The sequence below is a fragment of the Streptomyces sp. NPDC059718 genome, assembly GCF_042733315.1.
Classification (GTDB): Bacteria; Actinomycetota; Actinomycetes; order Streptomycetales; family Streptomycetaceae; genus Actinacidiphila.
Window position 1 is genome coordinate 25,430 of the sequence record NZ_JBHWGA010000009.1, and the last position, 20,353, is coordinate 45,782.

Annotated in this window: 17 protein-coding genes; 9 read left to right on the top strand and 8 right to left on the bottom strand. The window is 73.4% G+C overall.

Annotated features, from left to right (window positions below):
* Nucleotides 1-143: 143 nt before the first annotated feature.
* Both ACFV3E_RS12690 and ACFV3E_RS12695 read right to left on the bottom strand, forming a co-directional pair.
* Nucleotides 144-755 carry a hypothetical protein gene (locus tag ACFV3E_RS12690; protein WP_500534693.1) on the bottom strand — a complete coding sequence of 204 codons (612 nt, stop codon included), beginning with the start codon at nucleotides 753-755 and terminating at the stop codon, nucleotides 144-146.
* Between the two features lie 114 nt (nucleotides 756-869).
* Complete coding sequence (locus tag ACFV3E_RS12695; protein ID WP_500534694.1) at nucleotides 870-1,970, bottom strand: LacI family DNA-binding transcriptional regulator; 1,101 nt, start codon at nucleotides 1,968-1,970, stop codon at nucleotides 870-872.
* A 107-nt stretch (nucleotides 1,971-2,077) separates the two neighbouring features.
* Here ACFV3E_RS12695 and ACFV3E_RS12700 point away from each other — a divergent pair, with 107 nt between their 5' ends.
* Nucleotides 2,078-4,369, top strand: coding sequence for a glycoside hydrolase family 3 N-terminal domain-containing protein (locus ACFV3E_RS12700; protein ID WP_500534695.1), 2,292 nt, complete (start codon nucleotides 2,078-2,080; stop codon nucleotides 4,367-4,369).
* 66 nt (nucleotides 4,370-4,435) lie between these two features.
* On the opposite strand, the gene ACFV3E_RS12705 is transcribed toward ACFV3E_RS12700, so the two are convergent.
* Together ACFV3E_RS12705 and ACFV3E_RS12710 are read right to left on the bottom strand one after the other, a co-directional pair.
* Nucleotides 4,436-4,864 (bottom strand): type II toxin-antitoxin system Rv0910 family toxin, encoded by a 429-nt coding sequence (locus ACFV3E_RS12705; protein WP_499510516.1) that lies wholly within the window; start codon nucleotides 4,862-4,864, stop codon nucleotides 4,436-4,438.
* 106 nt (nucleotides 4,865-4,970) lie between these two features.
* Nucleotides 4,971-5,393, bottom strand: coding sequence for a winged helix-turn-helix transcriptional regulator (locus ACFV3E_RS12710; protein ID WP_500534696.1), 423 nt, complete (start codon nucleotides 5,391-5,393; stop codon nucleotides 4,971-4,973).
* A 119-nt stretch (nucleotides 5,394-5,512) separates the two neighbouring features.
* Here ACFV3E_RS12710 and ACFV3E_RS12715 point away from each other — a divergent pair, with 119 nt between their 5' ends.
* The gene (locus ACFV3E_RS12715; protein ID WP_500534697.1) at nucleotides 5,513-6,361 is read left to right on the top strand and encodes an NAD(P)H-binding protein; all 849 of its coding nucleotides are present in this window, start codon (nucleotides 5,513-5,515) and stop codon (nucleotides 6,359-6,361) included.
* A gap of 61 nt (nucleotides 6,362-6,422) precedes the next feature.
* Here ACFV3E_RS12715 and ACFV3E_RS12720 read toward each other — a convergent pair whose 3' ends face one another.
* The gene (locus ACFV3E_RS12720; protein ID WP_500357791.1) at nucleotides 6,423-7,718 is read right to left on the bottom strand and encodes a ThuA domain-containing protein; all 1,296 of its coding nucleotides are present in this window, start codon (nucleotides 7,716-7,718) and stop codon (nucleotides 6,423-6,425) included.
* 597 nt (nucleotides 7,719-8,315) lie between these two features.
* Here ACFV3E_RS12720 and ACFV3E_RS12725 point away from each other — a divergent pair.
* The 3 genes from ACFV3E_RS12725 (at nucleotide 8,316) to ACFV3E_RS12735 (ending at nucleotide 13,042) form a co-directional block, all read left to right on the top strand.
* Nucleotides 8,316-10,544, top strand: a complete 2,229-nt coding sequence (locus ACFV3E_RS12725) for a pectate lyase-like domain-containing protein (RefSeq protein WP_500534698.1) — start codon at nucleotides 8,316-8,318, stop codon at nucleotides 10,542-10,544.
* Between the two features lie 302 nt (nucleotides 10,545-10,846).
* Nucleotides 10,847-12,274 (top strand): RICIN domain-containing protein, encoded by a 1,428-nt coding sequence (locus ACFV3E_RS12730; RefSeq protein WP_500534699.1) that lies wholly within the window; start codon nucleotides 10,847-10,849, stop codon nucleotides 12,272-12,274.
* A gap of 72 nt (nucleotides 12,275-12,346) precedes the next feature.
* On the top strand, nucleotides 12,347-13,042 hold the full coding sequence (locus ACFV3E_RS12735) for a pyridoxine/pyridoxamine 5'-phosphate oxidase (RefSeq protein ID WP_500534700.1): 696 nt from the start codon (nucleotides 12,347-12,349) through the stop codon (nucleotides 13,040-13,042).
* A 4-nt stretch (nucleotides 13,043-13,046) separates the two neighbouring features.
* Here ACFV3E_RS12735 and ACFV3E_RS12740 read toward each other — a convergent pair whose 3' ends face one another.
* The gene (locus ACFV3E_RS12740) at nucleotides 13,047-13,964 is read right to left on the bottom strand and encodes an AraC family transcriptional regulator (protein ID WP_500534701.1); all 918 of its coding nucleotides are present in this window, start codon (nucleotides 13,962-13,964) and stop codon (nucleotides 13,047-13,049) included.
* Between the two features lie 153 nt (nucleotides 13,965-14,117).
* Here ACFV3E_RS12740 and ACFV3E_RS12745 point away from each other — a divergent pair, with 153 nt between their 5' ends.
* The 4 genes from ACFV3E_RS12745 to ACFV3E_RS12760 all read left to right on the top strand — a co-directional run bounded on the left by ACFV3E_RS12745 (nucleotide 14,118) and on the right by ACFV3E_RS12760 (nucleotide 19,017).
* Nucleotides 14,118-15,200, top strand: a complete 1,083-nt coding sequence (locus tag ACFV3E_RS12745; protein WP_500534702.1) for an aldo/keto reductase — start codon at nucleotides 14,118-14,120, stop codon at nucleotides 15,198-15,200.
* A 163-nt stretch (nucleotides 15,201-15,363) separates the two neighbouring features.
* Entirely contained in the window at nucleotides 15,364-15,921 is a 558-nt protein-coding gene (locus ACFV3E_RS12750; protein ID WP_500534703.1) for a peptidase, read from the top strand.
* A gap of 12 nt (nucleotides 15,922-15,933) precedes the next feature.
* Nucleotides 15,934-16,914 (top strand): EamA family transporter, encoded by a 981-nt coding sequence (locus ACFV3E_RS12755; protein WP_500534704.1) that lies wholly within the window; start codon nucleotides 15,934-15,936, stop codon nucleotides 16,912-16,914.
* Nucleotides 16,915-17,496: 582 nt separating this feature from the next.
* Nucleotides 17,497-19,017, top strand: a complete 1,521-nt coding sequence (locus ACFV3E_RS12760) for an FG-GAP repeat protein (protein ID WP_500534705.1) — start codon at nucleotides 17,497-17,499, stop codon at nucleotides 19,015-19,017.
* Here ACFV3E_RS12760 and ACFV3E_RS12765 read toward each other — a convergent pair.
* Both ACFV3E_RS12765 and ACFV3E_RS12770 read right to left on the bottom strand, forming a co-directional pair.
* On the bottom strand, nucleotides 19,014-19,652 hold the full coding sequence (locus tag ACFV3E_RS12765; protein ID WP_500534706.1) for an FMN-binding negative transcriptional regulator: 639 nt from the start codon (nucleotides 19,650-19,652) through the stop codon (nucleotides 19,014-19,016). The two genes, ACFV3E_RS12760 and ACFV3E_RS12765, sit on opposite strands and share 4 nt — an antisense overlap.
* 14 nt (nucleotides 19,653-19,666) lie before the next feature.
* Nucleotides 19,667-20,338 (bottom strand): pyridoxamine 5'-phosphate oxidase family protein, encoded by a 672-nt coding sequence (locus ACFV3E_RS12770; RefSeq protein WP_500534707.1) that lies wholly within the window; start codon nucleotides 20,336-20,338, stop codon nucleotides 19,667-19,669.
* Nucleotides 20,339-20,353: the final 15 nt, after the last annotated feature.

The following is a 20,353-nucleotide window of genomic DNA, read 5'->3' on the forward strand; positions in this document are numbered from 1 at the left end:
GTTTACCCGGCGCTTCCGGGTTACACCGCGCCCCCAACCACCCACACCTGTCCCCCCCCCCCTTTGTACTCCCCCTGCCGGCCCCGGCGCCGGGGGACGTGTGCGTCCCGGGCCGGCGGCGTGTCCCGTGCCGTGCCTGCGGGTTACGGGCAGGCCTCGCCGAACTTGACGGCCTTGAAGACCACCGGCTGCCCCGTGAGCCCGGTGCCGGCGACGGGCGACTGCGAGCACACCTTCCAGTTGCTCTCCATGAGGATGAAACGGTCCTGCCCGGAGGCGTCCTCCGCCGTGATGCCGGTCGAGGCGGTGAGCGTCGTGCGGGCCACCTTCAGGGACGTGCCGGTGAGGTCGGGCATCGTGGCGCCCGCCGAGGCGGGCGGGGGAGCGTCCCGGGCGGGGCAGGACTCCTCGAGCTTCACGGCGCCGAAGTCGACGGTGACGGTGGTGGTCCGGCTTCCCGGGGCCGGGCGCTGGAAGCACACCTTCCAGTCGCGGTCCCAGATCTGCTCGCGGCCGCGGCCCAGCGCGTCGTGCGAGTCCAAGTGGTAGAAGCCCAGCGTCTGGGCCTTGTCCTGGGCGGCCTGCAGGCCCATGCCGGCGAACGAGGGAAGGTCGGCCGGTCCGGCCGTGGCCGCAGCGCTCGCGGGGGGCCGGCCATCGCCGACGGTGCCACCGTCGGCGGGATCGCAGGCCGTCGCGGTGGCGGCGGCGAGGACGGTGAGCGCGAGCGCTGCGGCGGTACGGGCGATCTGCATGGGCGGGGCTCCCCTGTCGGTCCGTCGGCCCGGCCCGGCCTGGCCGGGGCAAGCGGTACCGTACCCGGGCACAACGGATCAATGCCGCACTGTCCACCTATGAGTGACGTCCGGTCAGGAGCCCGTGCCCGCCCCGGGCCCGGCCCCGCAGGTCCCGCGGACGACCAGCCGCGTCGGCAGGACGCGCGGCGGGAGCGGGCGGACGGCCTGCGGGTCGAGCAGCTCGCACAGTGCCGCGACGGCCGCGGTGCCGAGGGCGCGGTGGTCCTGGGCGACCGTGGTGAGCGCGGGGCGCACGAGGGTGGCCGCGTCGATGTCGTCGAAGCCGACGACCGCCAGGTCCCCGGGGACGGACAGCCCCGCGTCGGCGACTGCGTGCAGGGCGCCGATCGCCATCATGTCGCCCGCGGCGAACAGCGCCGTCGGCGGCTCGGGCAGGGCGAGCAGCCGCCGGACCGCCCGGCGCCCGCTGTCCAGGAAGAAGTCCCCCGCGACGACGTACTCCTCCGGCACCGCCAGCCCGAGGCGTGCGCAGGCGGTGCGGTAACCGGCCAGCCGCTCGGCGGCGGGGGTGAGTTCCGGCGGGCCGGTGACGGTGGCGATCCGGCGGTGCCCGAGGGAGTGCAGGTGGGCGACGGCCGCCTCCGCTCCGCCGGGGTTGTCGGAGGCGACGCCGACCGTGCGCGGGCCGTCCAGGGCGACGTCGAGACCGGCGCAGGGGACGCCCGAGGCCGCCAGGGCGCGCAGGGCGCGGTCGTCGGCGGGCCGGCCCATCGCGATCACGCCCTCCAGGCTGTGCCGTCGCACGGCCTGGACGTACGTCGTCTGCGGGTCCTCGGGCCCGGCCGTGGTGAGCAGCATGAGGTGGTAGCCCGCGTCGGACAGGGCGGTGCGCACCGAGCTCAGCAGGCCCTGCAGGAAGGGGTGGTGGAGGCCGCGCGACTCGTGTCCGGTGTCCCACAGCAGGCCGATGGTGTCGGAACGGCGCCGCACCAGGGTGCGGGCGGGCTCGTTGGGCGCGTAGCCCAGTTCGCCGGCCAGCCGCCGGATGCGCTCACGGGTGGCCTGGCTGACCTCGGCCCGGTCGTTGAGCGCGCGCGAGACGGTCGCGGTGGACACCCCGCTGCGCCGGGCGAGCTCCCGGAGGGTGATCGCGGGGCCGGTCCCGGGCGGGGGTGCGGACGAGGGGTCCTCATGGGTTCGCAGCACGGTCACAGTCTTGACGATATGTCATGTCAGCGTCAGTCTGTCGGGTGCGACAGCAGCCGGAAACGTTTACGGCCAGTGCCCGGAAGGGCCCGGACAGGAACGGGATGCCTGCTATGCCAACGAACGAACCGCGCGCACGCCTCACCCGCGACCGGTGGAGAAACCGCAACCGGTGGCGGAACCTCCTCGTCCTCTCGACCGCGGCCGCCTGCGCCGCCGCGGTCGCCTCCGTCCCCGCCCGCGCCGACGGGCCCGTCTACACCCGGGCCGGCGCGCCCGTCGAACTGCGCGTCAAGGACCTGCTGGGGCGCATGACCCTGCAGGAGAAGATCGGTCAGATGGACCAGGTCGCGGTCGCCCGCATCCAGGGCGACTGCGAGTGGAGCGGCGGTGAGCTCAACGAGAGCTGCATGAAGACCGTGCTCGCCGACTACCCCGTCGGCTCGGTGATCTCCGGCGGCGGCATGACCCCGGCCAGGAACACGCCCCAGGACTGGGCGAAGATGGTCAACGCCGTCCAGAAGTACGCGGTCACCAACACGCGCCTGCACATCCCCGTCCTGTACGGCGTGGACGCGGTCCACGGGCACAACAACGTGCTCGGCGCCACCGTCTTCCCGCACCAGATCGGCCTCGGCGCCACCTGGGACCCGGGCACGGTGAAGGACTCCGCCGCGGCCACCGCGCGGGCCGTCGCCGCCACCGGCATCGACTGGAACTTCGCCCCCGTCGCCGACCTCGCCCGCGACCAGCGGTGGGGCCGCTACTACGAGACCTACGGCGAGGACCCGTTGCTCGCCGGCACCCTGGCCGCCTCCGCCGTGACGGGCATCGAGCACGCCGGCGGCTCCAAGCGCGTCGCCGCCAGCGTCAAGCACTACGGCGGCTACTCCGAGCCCTCCAACGGCCACGACCGCGTCCCCGCCGACGTCTCCGTCCGCTACCTCCAGGACACCCTCCTGCCCTCCTACCGGCAGGCGGTCCAGGCCGGCGCCAAGACCGTGATGGTCAACTCCGGTGCTGTCAACGGCGTACCGGCCACCGCGTCGACGTACCTGCTCACGAAGGTGCTCCGGCAGCAGTGGGGCTTCAAGGGCGTCACCGTCAGCGACTGGGAGGACGTACGCGCCCTCCAGACCCGGTACAAGATCGCCGCGGACTACCCGGCGGCGATCGCCCTCGCCGTCAACGCGGGCCTCGACATGGCGATGGAGCCGTACTTCGCCAAGGAGTGGAGCACCGGCCTGAAGACGGCCGTCGACCGCGGGCTGGTCCCGACGCGGCGCATCGACGAGGCCGTCGGGCGCATCCTGCGCATGAAGTTCGAGCTCGGCCTCTTCGAGCACCCCTACGTCGACCCCGCCAAGGCCGACAAGGCGGTGCTCGGTGCGGACGCCGCCCTCGCGCGGCAGGCCGCGGCCGAGTCGCAGGTGATGCTCCGCAACGAGGGCGGCGTGCTGCCGGTGCGCGCGGACGCCAGGCGCATCGTGGTGGCGGGCTCGTACGCGGACGACATCAACGACCAGGCCGGCGGATGGACGATCGGCTGGCAGGGCGTGCCCGAGGGCGTCGAACTGCCCGGGACGACCATCCTGGAGGGCATCCGCGCGGCGGCCCCCTCCGGCACCGAGGTCGTACGGGCCGCGACCGCGGACGACGCGGTGGCGCAGGCCAAGGACGCGGACCTGACCGTCGTCGTGGTCGGCGAGAAGGCCGCCGCCGAGGGCGCCGCGGACAGCCCGCGGCCCGAACTGTCGGCCGACCAGCAGGCGCTGGTCAAGGCGCTGAAGGCGAGCGGCAAGCCGGTCGTCACCGTGGTCGTCGCGGGCCGTCCGCTGGTCCTGGGCGACGCGGCCGGCACCGACGGCCTGGTGATGTCCTGGCTGCCCGGCACCGAGGGCGGCGGTGCCGTCGCCGACGTGCTGTTCGGCAAGGTCAACCCGAGCGGGCGGCTGCCGGTCTCCTGGCCGAAGGACATCGGCAACGAGCCCATGTACTACCAGCAGCTGCCGGGCACGAACGGCGGCCTGGAGTCGTCGTACGACGCGCTCTACCCCTTCGGGTCGGGCCTGTCCTACACGACGTACGCCTACGACGCCCTCACCGCCGACGCCAAGGGCGTCAAGGTGACCGTCTCCAACACCGGCGCGCGGGACGGCGACCTGGTGGTCCCGGTCTACGCGTCACGGGCGGTCAGCGAGGTGCTGTGGCCGGCGCGCAAGCTGGTCGTCTTCACCAAGGTGCACCTGAAGGCGGGCGAGAAGCGGACCGTGCGGCTCGACTTCGCGCGCGGCGCGCTCGCCGTGACGCCGGGCGACATCGACGGCGCGGGGACACGGCGGGTCGAGCGCGGGACGTACACCTTCACGGTGGGGGACAAGAGCGCCGACGCGGTGCTGCGTTAGGCGGCGGGTGCCGGGGACCGCGGCGACCACGCGGCCTGCGGTCCCCGGTTTCCGGGCCGTCCCGGGCTACTCGACGAGACCGGCGAGCTTGCGCAGCGACTCGTTGAGCGCGGCGGTGGCGGTGTCCTTGAGCTTGCCCGCCATGAGGGCGACGGCCGCGCCGTTGAAGGCGCCGTCGATGCGGACGTCGGTCTGGTCGCCGTCCGGCGTGAGGCTGTAGCGGGTCAGCAGGTCCACGGCCATCGGGCCCTTGCCGGCGATCTCGAACCCCCGCCCGGGGTCCACGGACGTGACCTCCCAGTTCACCTCGGCCGGGAAGCCCATCAGCTTCATGTTCTCCCGGTAGGTCGCGCCCGTCTCCAGCGGCTCCGGACCGCCGTCGGGGAAGCCGGTGTGCGTGGTGCTCCACTGTGTGTGCGAGCTGAAGTCGGTGAGGGTGCGCCAGACCTTCTCGGCCGGAGCCGCGATGCGGGCCTGTGCGGAGACCTCGGCCATACGACCACACTCCCTTGTGTCGGCGAGTGAGCGGAACGTAACGGCCGGGACCGGAACTTTCAATACTGATGAACCGTCAGAACTGTTGTGGGAGGTCGGCCGCTCCTCAGGGCATCGGGCCGTCGTACGCCGCGCGCGCCTGTTCCACCTCGTCCAGGTGGGCGTCCGACCAGCGTGCGAGCGTCGCGAACAGGGGCGCCAGGCTGCGCCCCAGCTCGCTGATCTCGTACTCGACCCGTGGCGGGACCTCCGGGTGGTAGGTGCGGATCACCAGTCCGTCGCGCTCCAGTTGGCGCAGGCGCTGCGTCAGCACCTTCGGGGTGATCCCGCCGACCCGGCGCTGCAGTTCGACGAACCGCTGCCGGCCGTGGGCGTGCAGGCTCCAGAGCACCGGTGTCGTCCAGCGGCTGAAGACGAGGTCCACGACCGGGCCGATGGGGCAGGCGAGCGCCGGGTCGGCGGTGCGCGAGGGGCCTTCGCGAGGGGTCGGGCCGGGGGCGGCGTCGCGGTGCGCGGTCTCGGCGTTCATGGCGGCTCCCGGGTGGCTTCCTGAGGCTTGAGGGATAGTCACTATCCTGTAGGTACCTACTATATCCACGGTGTTAGCTTCGCCGGGTCGTTGACCAACGGACCGGAACGGAGCCGGAAATGATCGCAGTGACAGGGGCCACCGGGAACGTCGGACGCCCTCTCGTACGGGCACTGGCGGCGGCGGGCGAACCCGTGACGGCCCTCTCACGCCGGGCCCCCGCGGACGACCGGCTGCCCGCCGGTGTACGTCACGTGACCGTCGACCTCGCGTCGCCGGAGGGGCTGCGGCCCGCCCTCGCCGGCGCGAAGGCGCTGTTCCTGCTGGTGGCGGGGGAGCTGCTGGGGCCGCGGGCGAGGCCGCACGACCTAGTGGCGGCCGCCCGGGACAGCGGGGTGCGGCGCATCGTCCTGCTCTCCTCGCAGGCGGCGGGGACCCGGCCGGACGCGGTCTCCCACGAGCCGCTGCGGGCCTTCGAGGCCGCGGTCCGCGACTCCGGCGTGGACTGGACGGTCCTGCGTTCGGGCGGCTTCGCCTCCAACACCCTGGCGTGGGCGGACGCGGTGCGCACCGCGCGCACGGTGGCCGCGCCCTTCGCGGACGTGGCGCTGCCGGTCGTCGATCCCGCGGACGTCGCCGACGCCGCAGCGGTCGTCCTCCGTGAGGGGTCCCACGCGGGCCGGACCTACGTGCTGACCGGGCCCGAAGCGGTCTCCCCGCGCCGGCAGGCGGACGTGCTCGGCGGGGAACTCGCGGTCCCGCTGCGTTTCGTCGAACTCAGCCGCGAGCAGGCCCGTGAGGGGATGCTGCGCTTCATGCCGGAGCCCGTGGCGGACGGCACGCTGGACATCCTGGGCGAGCCGCTGCCCGCCGAACAGAGGGTCGGCCCCGACGTCGAGGCGCTGCTCGGGCGTCCGGCGCGGCCCTTCGCCGTCTGGGCCGCCCGCCACGCGGCGGCCTTCCGCTGACGCGGAGGTGCCGCCCCGGCCCTCGTGGGGGCGGGGCGGCACCGTGATCCCGTCGCCCGGGTCAGGGACGGACGACGAGCTGGAAGGACTGCGCGGCGGAGCCGTCGCAGGGGCGCTGGACCAGCTGGGTGCCGCTCGGGTCGCCGGTGGGGGCGGTGAGGCACTTGCCGCTGTGCCGGGCGGTGAAGTGGTAGCGGCCGCCGGACTCGGCGACGGGCTTCCACTGCTGGTTGGCGCCGCCGCCGTACGTCCAGAGCTGGAGCGCGGCGTTGTCGGCGGTGGAGACGTCCGTGACGTCCACGGCCTTCGTGGTGTCGTTGCGGGCGGCCAGGCGCGTGTAGCCGCTGTCGGTGGACAGCACGCGGAAGTCCTGGGCGGTGGTGGAGTTGCAGGTGTACTGCTGGATCGCGGTGCCGTTGGCCGTGGCGGCGGCGCGGGCGTCCACGCAGCGGCCGCTGCCGGCGTTGACCAGGGAGTACCAGGAGGTCTCGGAGATCGGGTCGGTGGGGGCGGGGTCACCCGTGGAGCCGGTGCCCAGCCACTTGAGGCCGTCGAGGAGGAAGGTGTTCTGGGTGGCGCTGGCGAAGGTCGACGACAGGGGGGTGTTGGTGTCGTAGTTCATCGCGTTGTGGCCGAAGTTGGCGTACAGCATGCGGTACTTGGTGTTGGTCCACAGGATCGGGTAGTAACCGCTGTACCACGACTGGTTCGGGTCGGTGCCCAGGGGGAAGCTGACCGGGTCGACGGACGCCAGGACGTCGATGTCCGGGTTGTTGCGCAGGTCGTTGCTCCAGCTGTACCACTCGCTCACCGACGAGGTGAACGTCGCGGGCAGGTGCGTGGTGGAGGGGTGGGTGCGGTCCTCGACGCGCAGCACGGCGGTGGTGGGGCCCCAGGTGTTGGAGCGGAAGTTCCCGCTGCCGAGGAACTGGTTGTAGTACCAGGGCCAGCTCTGCGCGTTGTCGGTCCAGGCCGAGACGTGGAAGCCCATCCAGGCGCCGCCGCCGCGCATGTAGGTCTCGAAGCCGGAGCGCTGGGCGGCGCTCTGCGGGGCGTCGTCGAGGAAGAGGACGACCTGGTACTGCTTCAGCGCGTTCGCGTCGGTCAGCAGGTTCCAGTTGGTCGTCGAGGTGTACGTGAAGCCGTTGGCGGCGCCCGCCTGCGGGAACCACTGGTTGGCTTCCTTGACGAAGTTGATGTGGGCCGCGTCCCAGGTGCCGTTGTAGAACGCCAGCACCTTGAAGGGGGCGGCGGCGGGGGCGGACGTGGCCGGGGCGGCGACGGCGCCCAGGAGGACGGCGAGCAGCAGTAACAGGCGGGCGGCGGCGCGCCTCGCGGCGCTCGTGGCACGGGTCATGGGGGGAGGTCCTTCCCGGTCGGCGGGCGCGTGTGGGGGGCGCCGGTGGGGGAGCGGGGTGGGGGGAGGCGGTGGGGAGGCCTTGTTCAACTCGTGATTTAAGGAGTGAAGGAAGGGTGCAGTCAAGACTTTGGTACAGACCAGTACCGTCCGCCCAGGTGGCCGCCGTTGATCAGCAGGTCCGGGCGGGGGGTCCGGCGGCGGGGGTCCCGAGGGGCGGCCCGGCCGGCACGGCGCCTTCAAGTGTTGTCCGGCCCGGATGCGGCGGAGCCTGCCGACCCCACCGTGCCGCACCGTGTCGCATCGGCTGCCAACTGCGCAAATGCCATGCTCCGGCGCCGAGTTGAGGCACTACCACGCATCCGGCGGTGTTCGAAATCCGTAGCGCGACCTCTTGACGTGTCCGCTGCGGAAGCCTAACTTCACGCCGTGAAGAAAGGTCGATCCGACCTTTGAGCTGCTGTCGCATGGCCGGGCGCGTGCGCCCGCCCACCCCACCCCCCCACCTCCGTCATGCCACGTCATGCCGTCGCCCGCTTCGGCATGCCCGCTCACACCCCCCACGGCGCCGCGCCCCGCGCGGCACAGGAGTCCTCCATGAGAACCCTCGGAGCGCCGTCCCGCGGCGTCCCCGGACGCGGCCGGGTCCGGCGCCGCGTCGCACCGCTCGCGCTCGGCGCGCTGTTCGCCTCGGGACTGTCGGCCGTCGTGCTGACCGCCCCGCAGGCCCAGGCCGCCGTCCCCACCGGCTGGGTGACCGTCGCCGCCAAGCACAGCGGCAAGTGCGTCGACGCCGCCGCCGCGGGCACCGCCGACGGCACCGCGGTCCAGCAGTACGCGTGCAACGGCACCACCGCGCAGCAGTGGCAGTTCCAGGCGACGAGCGACGGCTACGTGCGGGTCAACAACCGCAACGACGCGGCCAAGTCCTGGGACGTCACCGACGTCTCCACGGCGGACGGCGCCCCGGTCCAGCTCTGGTCGTACTCGGGCGGGGCCAACCAGCAGTGGCTGCCGGTCGAGGAGACCGGCGGGACGTACCACTTCGTGAACCGCAACAGCGGCAAGTGCCTCGACGTGCCCGCCGCCTCCACCGCCGACGGCGCGCGCATCCAGCAGTACACCTGCAACGGCACCGCCGCGCAGTCCTTCAGCCTCGGCTCCACCGACGCCCCGCAGAACCCGCCGGGCACCCCCGACCTCGGCCCCAACGTCTCGGTCTTCGACCCGTCGATGTCCTCGGCCGCCATCCAGAGCCGGCTCAGCCAGGTCTTCGGCCAGCAGGAGTCCAACCAGTTCGGCTCCCAGCGCTACGCCCTGCTCTTCAAGCCCGGCAGCTACAGCGTCGACGCCAACGTCGGCTTCTACACCCAGGTCGCGGGCCTCGGCCTGTCCCCGGACGACGTGACGATCAACGGCGCGGTCCACGCCGAGGCCGACTGGTTCCAGGGCAATGCCACCCAGAACTTCTGGCGCTCCGCGGAGAACCTCTCCGTCAACCCGACCGGCGGCACCGACCGCTGGGCGGTCTCGCAGGCGGCCCCGTACCGGCGCATGCACGTCCGCGGCAACCTGCAGCTGGACGACGGCGGGTGGTCCAGCGGCGGCCTGATCGCCGACTCCAAGATCGACGGCCAGGTGCGCTCCGGCTCCCAGCAGCAGTGGCTGTCGCGCAACAGCCAGTGGGGCAGCTGGACGGGCTCCAACTGGAACATGGTCTTCGTCGGTGACGTCAACGCCCCCGCGAACACCTTCCCGAGCCCGCCGTACACCACGGTCGCCCAGTCGCCGGTGACGCGTGAGAAGCCGTTCCTGTACGTGGACTCGGCCGGCGCCTACAAGGTCTTCGTCCCGGCGCTGCGCACCAACACCCAGGGCACGACCTGGGCGGGCGGCAGCCCGGCCGGCAGTTCGCTGCCGATCGACCAGTTCTTCATCGTCAAGCCCGGCGCCACCGCCACCGACATCAACGGCGCGCTCGCCCAGGGCAAGAACCTGCTGTTCACGCCCGGCGTCTACCACCTCAACCAGACGCTCAACATCAACCGTGCCGACACCGTCGTCCTGGGCCTGGGCCTGGCCACCGTCATCCCGGACAACGGCATCACCGCGGTGAACGTCGCCGACGTCGACGGCGTCAAGATCGCCGGACTGCTCATCGACGCGGGTACCACCAACTCGCAGACGCTGATGCAGGTCGGCCCCGCCGGCTCGTCCGCGCGGCACACCGCCGACCCGATCTCGCTGCACGACGTCTTCTTCCGCATCGGCGGTGCGGGCGTCGGCAAGGCCACCCAGAGCCTGGTGGTCAACAGCTCGGACGTCATCGGCGACCACATGTGGCTGTGGCGCGCCGACCACGGCAGCGGGGTGGGCTGGAACAGCAACACCGCCGCCAACGGCCTGATCGTCAACGGCACGAACGTGACGATGTACGGGCTGTTCGTCGAGCACTACCAGCAGCACCAGGTGATCTGGAACGGCAACGGCGGCCGCACGTACTTCTTCCAGAACGAGATGCCGTACGACCCGCCCAACCAGGCCGCCTGGATGAACGGCTCCACCCGCGGCTACGACGCCTACAAGGTCAGCCCCTCGGTGACCAGCCACGAGGCCTGGGGCCTGGGCAGTTACTGCTACTTCAACGTCAACCCGTCCGTCGTCGCCGACCGGGCCTTCGAGGTCCCCGCGGTGTCCGGGGTCCGCTTCCACGACATGGTGACGGTCTCCCTCGGCGGCACGGGCACGATCAGCCACGTCATCAACAACAGCGGAGGCCCGTCCAACTCCGCGAACAACGTGGCCAACCTCGTCTCCGGTCCCTGACCCCGGCCGGACGACGACCGGCGGGGCCGCCGCCGTCCGCACGGCGGGCGGCGGCGACCCCGCCCCCGGGCATGCCCGCGAGCCCTCCCGCGGTCATCGCGGCGCCCAACGAACCGGTGGCGCGGGGGGCTTGACGCAGAGCTGGTCTAGTCCATACCGTCATCGGCCATCAGCTGTTCATGTAGTGAGGCGATGTTCACCTACATGAACAGCTGTCCAGATCCCCCCACCCCGCTGTCCCACCCCCAACGGCTTGCCCCCCACGACGTGCACCCCGGGTGCGCACACGAAGGAGCCGTCCCGTGCTGAAATCCGCCGTCAGAGCCCTCGCCGCGGCCCCCGCCGTCCTCGCGATGGCCGCCACCGCCGTCGTCGCCACCGGCGGCTCCGCGAGCGCCGCCGCCAACCCCGGCCCCGGCTTCCCCGCCCACTACGCCGCGCCCTACGTCGAGACCTGGAACTCGCCCTCGGCGATGACGAACGTCCGCAACGCGACGGGCCTGAAGTACTTCACCCTCGCCTTCGTCATCGACGGCGGCGGCTGCAACGCCATGTTCAACGGCGACACGCCCGTCACCGACGCCGGCTGGACCTCCGCGATCAACTCCCTGCGGGCCGCCGGCGGCGACGTCATCGTCTCCTTCGGCGGCGCCTCCGGCACCGAGGTCGGGCTCTCCTGTACGACCGTGTCCGCGCTCAAGGCCCAGTACAAGAAGGTCGTCGACGCCCTCAACCTCACCCGCGTCGACCTGGACGTCGAGGGCAGCGCGATCGCCAACACCGCGGCGAACGACCGCCGCAACAAGGCGCTCGCCCAGCTCCAGCAGGAGTACGCGGCCGCCGGGCGCAAGCTCGACGTCCAGTACACCCTGCCGTCCATGCCGAACGGCCTGGACGACAACGGGACGAAGCTGCTCTCCAACGCCAAGAGCAACGGGCTGAACGTCAACCTCGTCAACATCATGACGATGGACTACTACGACGGGACCCGCGACATGGGCAAGGCGGCCACCGACGCCGCCACCGCCCTGCGCGGCCAGCTCGGTGCCATCTGGCCGGAGAAGTCCGACGCCCAGCTGTGGGCGATGGAGGGCAACACCCCGATGATCGGGGTCAACGACGACACCAGCGAGATCTTCACCACCGGCAACGCCACCACCCTCGCCAACTTCGCCAAGTCCAAGGGCATCCAGGAGCTCGCCTTCTGGGCGCTCGGCCGCGACAAGGCCTGCGCCACCAACGGGCAGCTCTCCGACAGCTGCAGCGGCACCCCGCAGAGCGCCTGGCAGTTCTCCTCCGTCTTCAACACCGTGACCGGCGGCGGCACGACCCCGCCGCCCACCGGATCCACCGGCCAGATCACCGGCCTCGGCGGCAAGTGCGTCGACATCGCCGCCGCGAGCAGCGCCAACGGCACCGCCGTCCAGATGTACGACTGCAACGGCACCACCGCGCAGCAGTGGACGGTGGGCACCGACGGCACGCTGCGCGCGCTCGGCAAGTGCATGGACCTCACCGCCGCCGGCACCGCCAACGGCACCAAGGTCCAGCTGTACGACTGCAACGGCACCGGGGCCCAGGTCTGGCAGCGCGGCAGCGGGGACACCCTGGTCAACCCCGCGTCCGGCAAGTGCCTGGACGTCACCGACAAGTCCACCGCCAACGGCGCCCGGCTGCAGATCTGGACCTGCGCCGGCGGCACCAACCAGCAGTTCCACCTCCCGGCCTGACGGCCCCACCGCCGCCGCCCGGCGCCCCGCGCAACCGCGGTGCGCCGGGCGGCCGCATGCCAGGATCGGTGCGTGACCGACGACCAGGCCCCCGTGACCGCCGACGCCCTCCGGGAGCGCATGCGCTCCGCGCCCGTCCTCGGCGGGCCCCTCCCGTCCTTCGACCCCGCGACCGCCGGACCCGAACCCGGGCCGCTGTTCGCCCGCTGGCTGGCGTACGCCCTCGACGACGGCGTCCCGGAGCCGCACGTCATGACCCTCGGCACGGCGGACGCCGCCGGCCGGCCCTCGGCACGGGTGCTCATGCTGCGCGGCGTCGACCTCGACCGTCCCGCCTTCGACTTCGCCTCGGACGCGGCCAGCCGCAAGGGCCGCGACCTGGCGGACCGCCCCCACGCCGCGCTCACCTGGTACTGGCCGCGGCACGGCCGGCAGATCCGGGTGACCGGAGCGGTCGAGACCCTGGACCGCGCCACCGCCCGCCGCGACTTCCTCGGCCGCCGCGAGGCCTCCCGGATCGCCGGCTTCACGGGCGTGATGAGCGCCCCGATGCAGGGGCGCGCCGCGTACGAGGAGGCCCGCCGCCAAGCCGCCGAGCACGTCGCCGCCCACCCCGACGACGTTCCCGAGGGCCACACCGTCTACCGGCTCGTCGCCGACGAGGCCGAGTTCTGGCAGGCCGCCCCCGCCCAGGGCCACGTCCGCCTCCGCTACACCCGCGACCCCGCCGCCCCCGGCGGCTGGAGACGGGGACTGCTCTGGCCCTGAGACCTCACGGCAGGTGCCGCACCCCCGGCGGGCCGGAAGCGGTGCGGACGCGGGCGGCGTCCCGGCCCGGCGGGGCGCCGAACAGGCGGCGGTACTCGCGGTTGAACTGGGTGGGGCTGGCGTAGCCGACGACGTGGCCGACGCCCGCGACGTCCTCGGGCCGGGCCACGAGGAGCGAGCGGGCCTCCTGGAGGCGGATGCGTTTCTGGAACTGCAGGGGGCTCATGGTCGTCACGGCGCGGAAGTGCCGGTGGAAGGCGGAGGGGCTCATGCCGGCGAGACGGGCGAGGTCCTCGATCCGCAGGGGCTCGGCGTAGTGGTCACGGATCCAGTGGATGGCCCGGCTGACGTGGGACAGGCCGCTGTCGGCCAGGCCGATCTGACGGACCATGGCGCCGTGGGGGCCGGTGAGCAGCCGCCAGAGGATCTCCCGCTCGATCATCGGGGCGAGCACGGGGGCGTCCGCGGGGTGGTCGAGCAGCCGCAGCAGCCGCACGACGGCGTCGAGGAGGTCGGGTCCGGCCTCACCGGTCGCGATCGCGGGCGGGGCGGCCGCGGCTCGGGCCCGGCGCCCGGGCGGTGCCTCCAGCAGCAGCGGGGCGATGGCGGCCGCGCGCAGGACCAGCCCCATGCCCAGCGCGGGGTGCCGCGGGCTCATGTCCACGTAGTGGCCGGTGACCGGCAGGACCGCGGTGACCACCAGGTACTGCCCCGCCCGGTAGTCGTGCACCTCGTCGCCGAGCAGCAGGCGCTTGCCGCCCCGGGCCATGACGACCAGCAGCGGTTCGGTCAGCGAGTAGTCCGGCGGCGCCGTCGCCACCCGTGACAGCAGCAGACCGTCGATGGGCGTCCGCAGGTCGGGCCCGGCGTGGGTCGCGATGAGGCCGCGGACCTCGTCCAGGAGGTCGGGAGGGGTGCGCACACCTCACCGAAGCATCCCCTCCCGGGTCCGGCAAGCCCGATCGGGGCGAAGTCGGCAGGATCGGGCAAGAGCCCGCGAGGATCGGTCTACCCCGCCGGAGCCGTCTCCCGTTGCATGGAGTGGACAGATTCCGACGCACAAGGGAGCACGTCCATGCCGCTCGACCACTACGTCACCCTCGGCCGGTCCGGGCTGCGGGTCAGCCCGTTCGCGCTCGGCGCGATGACCTTCGGCGAGGACCCGGGCGGCGCCGGGTGCAGCGTCGAGGAGTCGGAGAAGATCCTGGAGACCTACCTGGACCGCGGCGGGAACTTCATCGACACCGCGAACTTCTACACCAACGGCCATTCGGAGCGGATCCTCGGCGACTGGTTCGCCGCCCACCCCGGGCGGCGCGAGCACGTCGTCCTGGCGTCGAAGTTCTTCACCAACCTCTTCCCCGGCGACCCCAACGGCGGCGGCGCGGGCCGCGGTTCGATCGTCGCCCAGCTCGACGCGACCCTGCGCCGCCTTCGCACCGACCACCTGGACCTGTACTGGCTGCACAACTGGGACCGGCACACCCCGATCGAGGAGACGCTGCGCACCCTCGACGACCTGGTGCGCGCGGGCAAGATCCGCTACATCGGCTTCTCCAACACCCCCGCCTGGCTGACCGCGCAGGCCCAGACCACCGCGCTGGTCAAGGGCTGGACCCCGCTGATCGCGCTGCAGGTCGAGTACTCGCTGCTGGCCCGCACCGTGGAGGGCGAACTCGCCCCGCTCGCCCTCGACCAGGGCATGGCGCTCGTGCCGTGGAGCCCGCTGAAGAACGGCTTCCTGTCCGGCAAGTACCGGCGCGGCGGCGCGGTCGCCGACTCCGCCCGCACCTCGTTCGTGGGCGGTCCGGCGGAGGACGAGTACCCGGTGATCGAGGAGGTCGCCGCCGTCGCCGACGAGCTGGGGACCACCTCGGCGGCGGTGTCCCTGGCGTGGCTGCGCGCCCGCGAGGGCACCGTCGTGCCGATCGTCGGCGCACGGCGTCTGGGGCACCTGGAGGACAACCTCGCGGGCCTCGAGACGGTCCTCGCCCCGGAGCACCTGCGGCGGCTGGACGAGGTGTCGGCCCCGGTGCTGGGCTACCCCGCGCCCCTGCACGGCGAGTTGCAGGCGATGCTGCAGTTCGCGGGCACCACGGTCGACGGCCGGACGTCCTCGGTGTACCCGCCGCTGCTGCAGAGCGACGTCCGCTACTGAACCGCCCGCGGCGCCCGGCCCGGGTCCGGCCCGGGGCTGGTCCTGGGGCCGCCGTCATCCCTGAGGAGGACGCGGCGCACGGGGGTGCCCGTCCAGCGCAGGACGGCGGAATGGGACCGTGCGGTGATGCCGCCGGGGCGTGCCGTCTGATGGGGTGGACCGCGTGCACTGGAACGACTCGCGGCTCGGCGCCGAGCTGCGCACGGTGACCGCCGCCGCCCGGCGGCGCGCCACGAGGGACGGGGACCGGCAGGTCGACACCGCGCACCTCCTGCACTCCCTCCTCGAGGCCGACCCGCGGGCGCGGGAAGCCGTGGACGGTGCGGCGGGCGCGGCCGGTACGACGGGCGCCGCCGGCGGCGGGCGGGTGGCGCGCGTCCTCGGCTACCTCGCGCAGCGCACCATCGGCTACGGCATCGCCTGGCGGGACGCGGTCGAGGACCCCGGCGCCGGAAGCGTGCTCACCGCCGTCGACGCGCCCGGCTGGAGCCCGGCCGCCGCCACGGCCCTGCGTGCGGCCGCCGTCCGCGCCGGGGACCGGGGCGCGCCGCGGGCCGAGGGCACCGACCTGCTCGCCGCGCTCGTCGCCGACCGGGGGAGCCGGGCGGCGCAGGTGCTGAGGTCGGCGGGGGTCGAACCGGAGGTCCTGGCCGGGCGCCCGCGCCCGCCGCGTGCCGAGGGCGACAGTCGCCACAGGGATGACGGTCCTGTCGCGAGCTGACATCATGGCCCGATGCATGTGTCTCAGGGGAGGAACGCCGGGCTCTGGCTCGCGCTGGTGTCCGCGTTCGCGTTCGGTGGTTCGGGGGTGGCGGCCAAGCCGCTGATCGAGGCGGGGCTCGACCCGCTGCACGTGGTGTGGTTGCGCGTCACCGGCGCCACACTCGTCATGCTCCCCGTGGTGCTGCGGCACCGGGCGCTCCTGCTGCGGCGCCCCGGTCTGCTGCTCGGCTTCGGCCTGCTCGGCGTCGCCGGCGTCCAGACGCTCTACTTCGCGGCGATCTCCCGCATCCCGGTCGGCGTCGCGATCCTCGTGGAGTTCCTCGGCCCCGCGCTGCTGCTCGGCTGGGTGCGCTTCGTCCAGCGCAAGGCGGTCAGCAAGGCCGCGGCGATCGGTGTCGTGCTCGCCGTCGGCGGCATGGCCGCCGTGGTCGAGGTGTGGTCCGGGCTCGCCTTCGACCCGCTGGGCCTGGCGCTCGCCTTCGGTGCCGCCTGCTGCCAGGTCAGCTACTTCGTCCTGGCCGACCACGGCAGCGACGGCGACGACGCGCCGGACCCGGTCGCCGTCATCGCCTACGGCCTGGCCATCGGCGCCGTCGTGCTCACCGCGGTCTCCCGTCCCTGGTCGATGGACTGGTCGGTGCTCACCCGGCAGGCGGCCCTCGGCGAGACCGACGTGCCCGCGGTCCTGCTCGTCGGCTGGGTCGTGCTGGTGGCCACCGTCCTCGCCTACCTGACCGGTGTGGTCGCCGTACGACGGCTGTCGCCGCAGGTGGCCGGCGTCGTGGCCTGCCTGGAGGCGGTGGTCGGCACCGTCTTCGCGTGGGTGCTGCTGGGCGAGCACCTCGCCCTGCCGCAGATCATCGGGGGAACGCTCGTACTGGCGGGGGCCTTCGTCGCCCAGACCGCCAAGAAGCAGGGCACGACCACGGTCGTCGCCTCCGGTGCCCCGGCCGACACGGAGGCCGCCGCGTCCGCGACGCAACCCGCGTAACGCTCCCGTCGGCCCTGCGGGGGTCTCGGCAGGTAGTTGTCGCTCGTCGTCGCGGCCACGCGCCGCTGCGGAGGACCAACACGCCCGTCCGGGACACCTGCGCGGCCTGTGCCGCCCCCGCCCGGGTCGCTACGCGCGCCGGCCCCTTGGCCCGGCCACGTCCCGTGGGGCCCGGGGTGTTCCACCCGCCGGGCCGCCGGGTCCGGCACCGGCGATGGCGCTGGTCCGCGTGCCGGGCGGTGGTGTCGGTGGCGCGGCCCCGCTGGTGCGGCGGTCGCGCTCGTCGGTTCGTCCCCGGGTATCGCCCGCGGGCCGTGGAGAGCGTCGTCTCCGGCGTTCCGCGCCAGGGTCACCGCCCCGCCCTGCCGGCCGACCCGCCAGGTCGGGCCGCGGCGGTCGTGGTGCCCCCGGTGCCGTGCGCTGACGGCGCTCCTCCGTCGGCGCATCTCCGTCCGCGCTTCCGCAACCGCTCCTACAACCATTCCTCCCCACGGCGTGTCAAAGACGGTGCCGGAGAAGGAAAACGGGCTCTTTCCGGACACCCCCGCACCGCCCGGTCGTTCTTGAGCGAAGGAGCCGCTCATGCGCAAGAACCGCTCGGCTGCGGTCACCGCGGCGTCATTTCTCCTCATCACGGGCGCGGCCATCGCCACCGCGCCCGCCTCCGTCGCCGGGACCCCCGGCGGCACCCATGCAAGTGACCGCAACCGGGACTTCAACGGCGACGGGTACGAGGACGTGCTGACCGGCGCGCCCGGCGCCACCGTGGGCGGGCGTTCCGGCGCCGGTGCCGTCACCGTGCAGTACGGCGGGCCCAAGGGGGTCACCACCAGCGCCAAGGTGTTCAGCCAGAACACCTCCGGCGTGCCCGGCGCCGCCGAGACCGGCGACGCCTTCGGCCAGGCCGTGGCCAGCGGGGACCTCGACGGGGACGGGTACGACGACGCCGTCGTCGGCATCCCCGGCGAGGACCTGGGCGGCGTCGGCGCCGACGCGGGAGGCATCGTGGTCCTGTGGGGCTCGGCTAGGGGGCTGTCCGGCACCGCGAGCGACTGGCTGCAGTCCGTCAGCGCCATGAAGGGCGACCGGTTCGGCAGCGCCCTGGCCGCCGGGCACTTCACCACCTACGTCCCGGGTGACCTGCTCGCCGTGATCGACAAGGTGGGGCTGTCGATCTTCCAGTACGAGTCCGTGCCGCAGGCCGCCGCCCGCAAGGGCGGGGACGCGGGGACCTTCACGCCCTTCAAGGACCGGCGGCGCACGCCGCTCGCCCGGCAGGCGGAGGGGCCCGGCATCGCGCCCACCTCGCTGACGACCGGCGACTACGACGACAACGGCCTGGCCGACCTCGTGGTCTCCGGCCTCAGCGTGGGCGACGAGCCGGGCTACGGCTGGTCGTACGTCCTCCTCAGCGACGACATCGATCCGCTGCCCGTCACCGCCCTGCGCGGCGGCCCCGTCGTCGCCTCCGGCGACGTCAACGGCGACGGCTTCGACGACCTGGTCACCGGGGAACCGCACAGCCCCGACGACGGCGGCGCGTCGATGACCGGCGGCATGGTCGGCGTCTACTACGGCAGCCCGGACGGGCCGGTCGGGCAGGAGGGTCCGGGGAGCCCGCCCGTGTGGTGGACCCAGGACAACGCCGGCGTGCCGGGTGTCTCGGAGCGCGGTGACGGCTTCGGCTCGGACCTCTCCGTCGGGGACGTCAACCGCGACGGGTACGCGGACGTCGCGATCGGTGCCTCCGGAGAGGACATCGGCCGCGTCGCCGATGCCGGAGCCGTGTGGGTGCTGCGCGGTTCGGCCAGGGGCCTGACCACCGCCGGTGTCCTGGACGTCAGCCAGAACACGGCGGGCGTCCCGGGCGGCGCCGAGAAGGCCGACAAGTTCGGCGCCCAGGTCTCCTTCACCGACCCCAACCGCGACGGCTACTTCGGTCTGCTCGTCGCGGCCCCGGGAGAGAACACCAACGACGGCGTGGTGTGGGTGTTCTCGGCCGGCTCCGGTGGGCTCAAGCTGCCGGGGAGCTGGACGTACGGCGGCGGCTCGCTCGGCGCCCCGTCCCAGAACGCCCGGTTCGGCGCGGCGATCGACGACTAACCGCGCTGCCCGAGGCGGCGCAACTGCCGGGTCCGGGCGGCCTCGTCGCCCGGACCGTTGCGCTCGGCCAGCAGCCCGCTCACCCGCCACTGGGTCTCGCGCGGGCGGTTCCCGCCGAACTTGAACTTGGCGCGCACGTCGGTGACCTCCAGCCGCAGCCCGCGGATGCCCGGCAGCATCCGGCCGAACGGCGTCTGGCCGGGGACGACGGGGGCGTGGTCGCCGCGCGGCTGGAAGTGGGCGAGCTGCCGGTGCAGCAGGTCCGCCTTCTCCTGGGGGTCGTCCACGAGGTGGGCCACGCACAGCAGTTGCACGGCGGCGTAGTAGCTGGTCGGCGTCCCGTGCTCGGGCGGGGTGCCCTCGGGGGCGTGCCAGGGGCCGGGGATGAAGGTGTAGTCGTCGACGACGCTGAGCGTCACCCGGGGGTGGGCCTCGATCGCGGTCCACAGCGGGTTCGGCCGGGCGAGGTGGGTGACCGCCTCGTGCCGTCGGGCGTCGTAGGCGAAGTGCAGCGGCTGGACGAACGGGGGCTCGCCGTCGAGTCCGTTGACCGCGAGCTGGCCGAAGTCGTGCGCGGCCAGCCAGTCCTGCCACTCGGCCTCGTCGAGGGCGGCGTCCCAGGGGTGGATGAGCATGCGCGGGGCTCCTTTCAGCGCGCGGTGAGGTAGCCGGGGACGGCGATCGACGGGTCGAGGTCGTCGGCGGGTTCGGGCGTCCCGTAGGAGCGGGTCACCGGCAGCACGCCCGTCCAGTGGGGGAGCGTCAGGTCCTCGGGGTCGTCGCCGGGGCCGCCGGTGCGCACCTTGGCCGAGACCTCGTGCAGGTCGAGGGCGATGACGGCGGTGGCGGCCAGTTCCCTGGCGTTGGCGGGTCGGGAGTCGGCGGCGCGGCCGGGCACGATGTGGTCGACGAGGGCGTCCAGGGCCGCGGAGCGCTCGGCGGGGTCGGTGACCTGGCGGGCCACGCCGTGCACCACCACGGAGCGGTAGTTGATCGAGTGGTGGAAGGCGGACCGGGCCAGCACGAGTCCGTCCAGGTGCGTCACGGTCAGGCAGACCGGGAGCCCGGTGTCCTCGCCGGCGCCGCGCAGCGGACGGGAGCCGGTGGAGCCGTGCACGTAGAGCCGCTCGCCGACGCGGGCGTAGAGGGTCGGCAGCACGACCGGCGCCCCGTCGCGGACGAAGCCGAGGTGGCAGAGGTAGTCCGCGTCGAGGATCGCGTGCACCAGGTCGCGGTCGTACGAGGCGCGCTCGCGGCTGCGGGTCGGGACCGTGCGGTCGGTGGGAGCGTACGCATCGGCAGCGGAGGGCGTGGCGGACATGGCGCGATCCTTTGC

Coding starts and splice junctions, on each gene's coding strand:
- ACFV3E_RS12760 (WP_500534705.1), top strand. CDS start 17,497: ATGCGCAAGAACCGCTCGGCTGCGGTCACCGCGGCGTCATTTCTCCTC.
- ACFV3E_RS12725 (WP_500534698.1), top strand. CDS start 8,316: ATGAGAACCCTCGGAGCGCCGTCCCGCGGCGTCCCCGGACGCGGCCGG.
- ACFV3E_RS12690 (WP_500534693.1), bottom strand. CDS start 755: ATGCAGATCGCCCGTACCGCCGCAGCGCTCGCGCTCACCGTCCTCGCC.
- ACFV3E_RS12700 (WP_500534695.1), top strand. CDS start 2,078: ATGCCAACGAACGAACCGCGCGCACGCCTCACCCGCGACCGGTGGAGA.
- ACFV3E_RS12770 (WP_500534707.1), bottom strand. CDS start 20,338: ATGTCCGCCACGCCCTCCGCTGCCGATGCGTACGCTCCCACCGACCGC.
- ACFV3E_RS12720 (WP_500357791.1), bottom strand. CDS start 7,718: ATGACCCGTGCCACGAGCGCCGCGAGGCGCGCCGCCGCCCGCCTGTTA.
- ACFV3E_RS12765 (WP_500534706.1), bottom strand. CDS start 19,652: ATGCTCATCCACCCCTGGGACGCCGCCCTCGACGAGGCCGAGTGGCAG.
- ACFV3E_RS12710 (WP_500534696.1), bottom strand. CDS start 5,393: ATGAACGCCGAGACCGCGCACCGCGACGCCGCCCCCGGCCCGACCCCT.
- ACFV3E_RS12755 (WP_500534704.1), top strand. CDS start 15,934: ATGCATGTGTCTCAGGGGAGGAACGCCGGGCTCTGGCTCGCGCTGGTG.
- ACFV3E_RS12715 (WP_500534697.1), top strand. CDS start 5,513: ATGATCGCAGTGACAGGGGCCACCGGGAACGTCGGACGCCCTCTCGTA.
- ACFV3E_RS12745 (WP_500534702.1), top strand. CDS start 14,118: ATGCCGCTCGACCACTACGTCACCCTCGGCCGGTCCGGGCTGCGGGTC.
- ACFV3E_RS12705 (WP_499510516.1), bottom strand. CDS start 4,864: ATGGCCGAGGTCTCCGCACAGGCCCGCATCGCGGCTCCGGCCGAGAAG.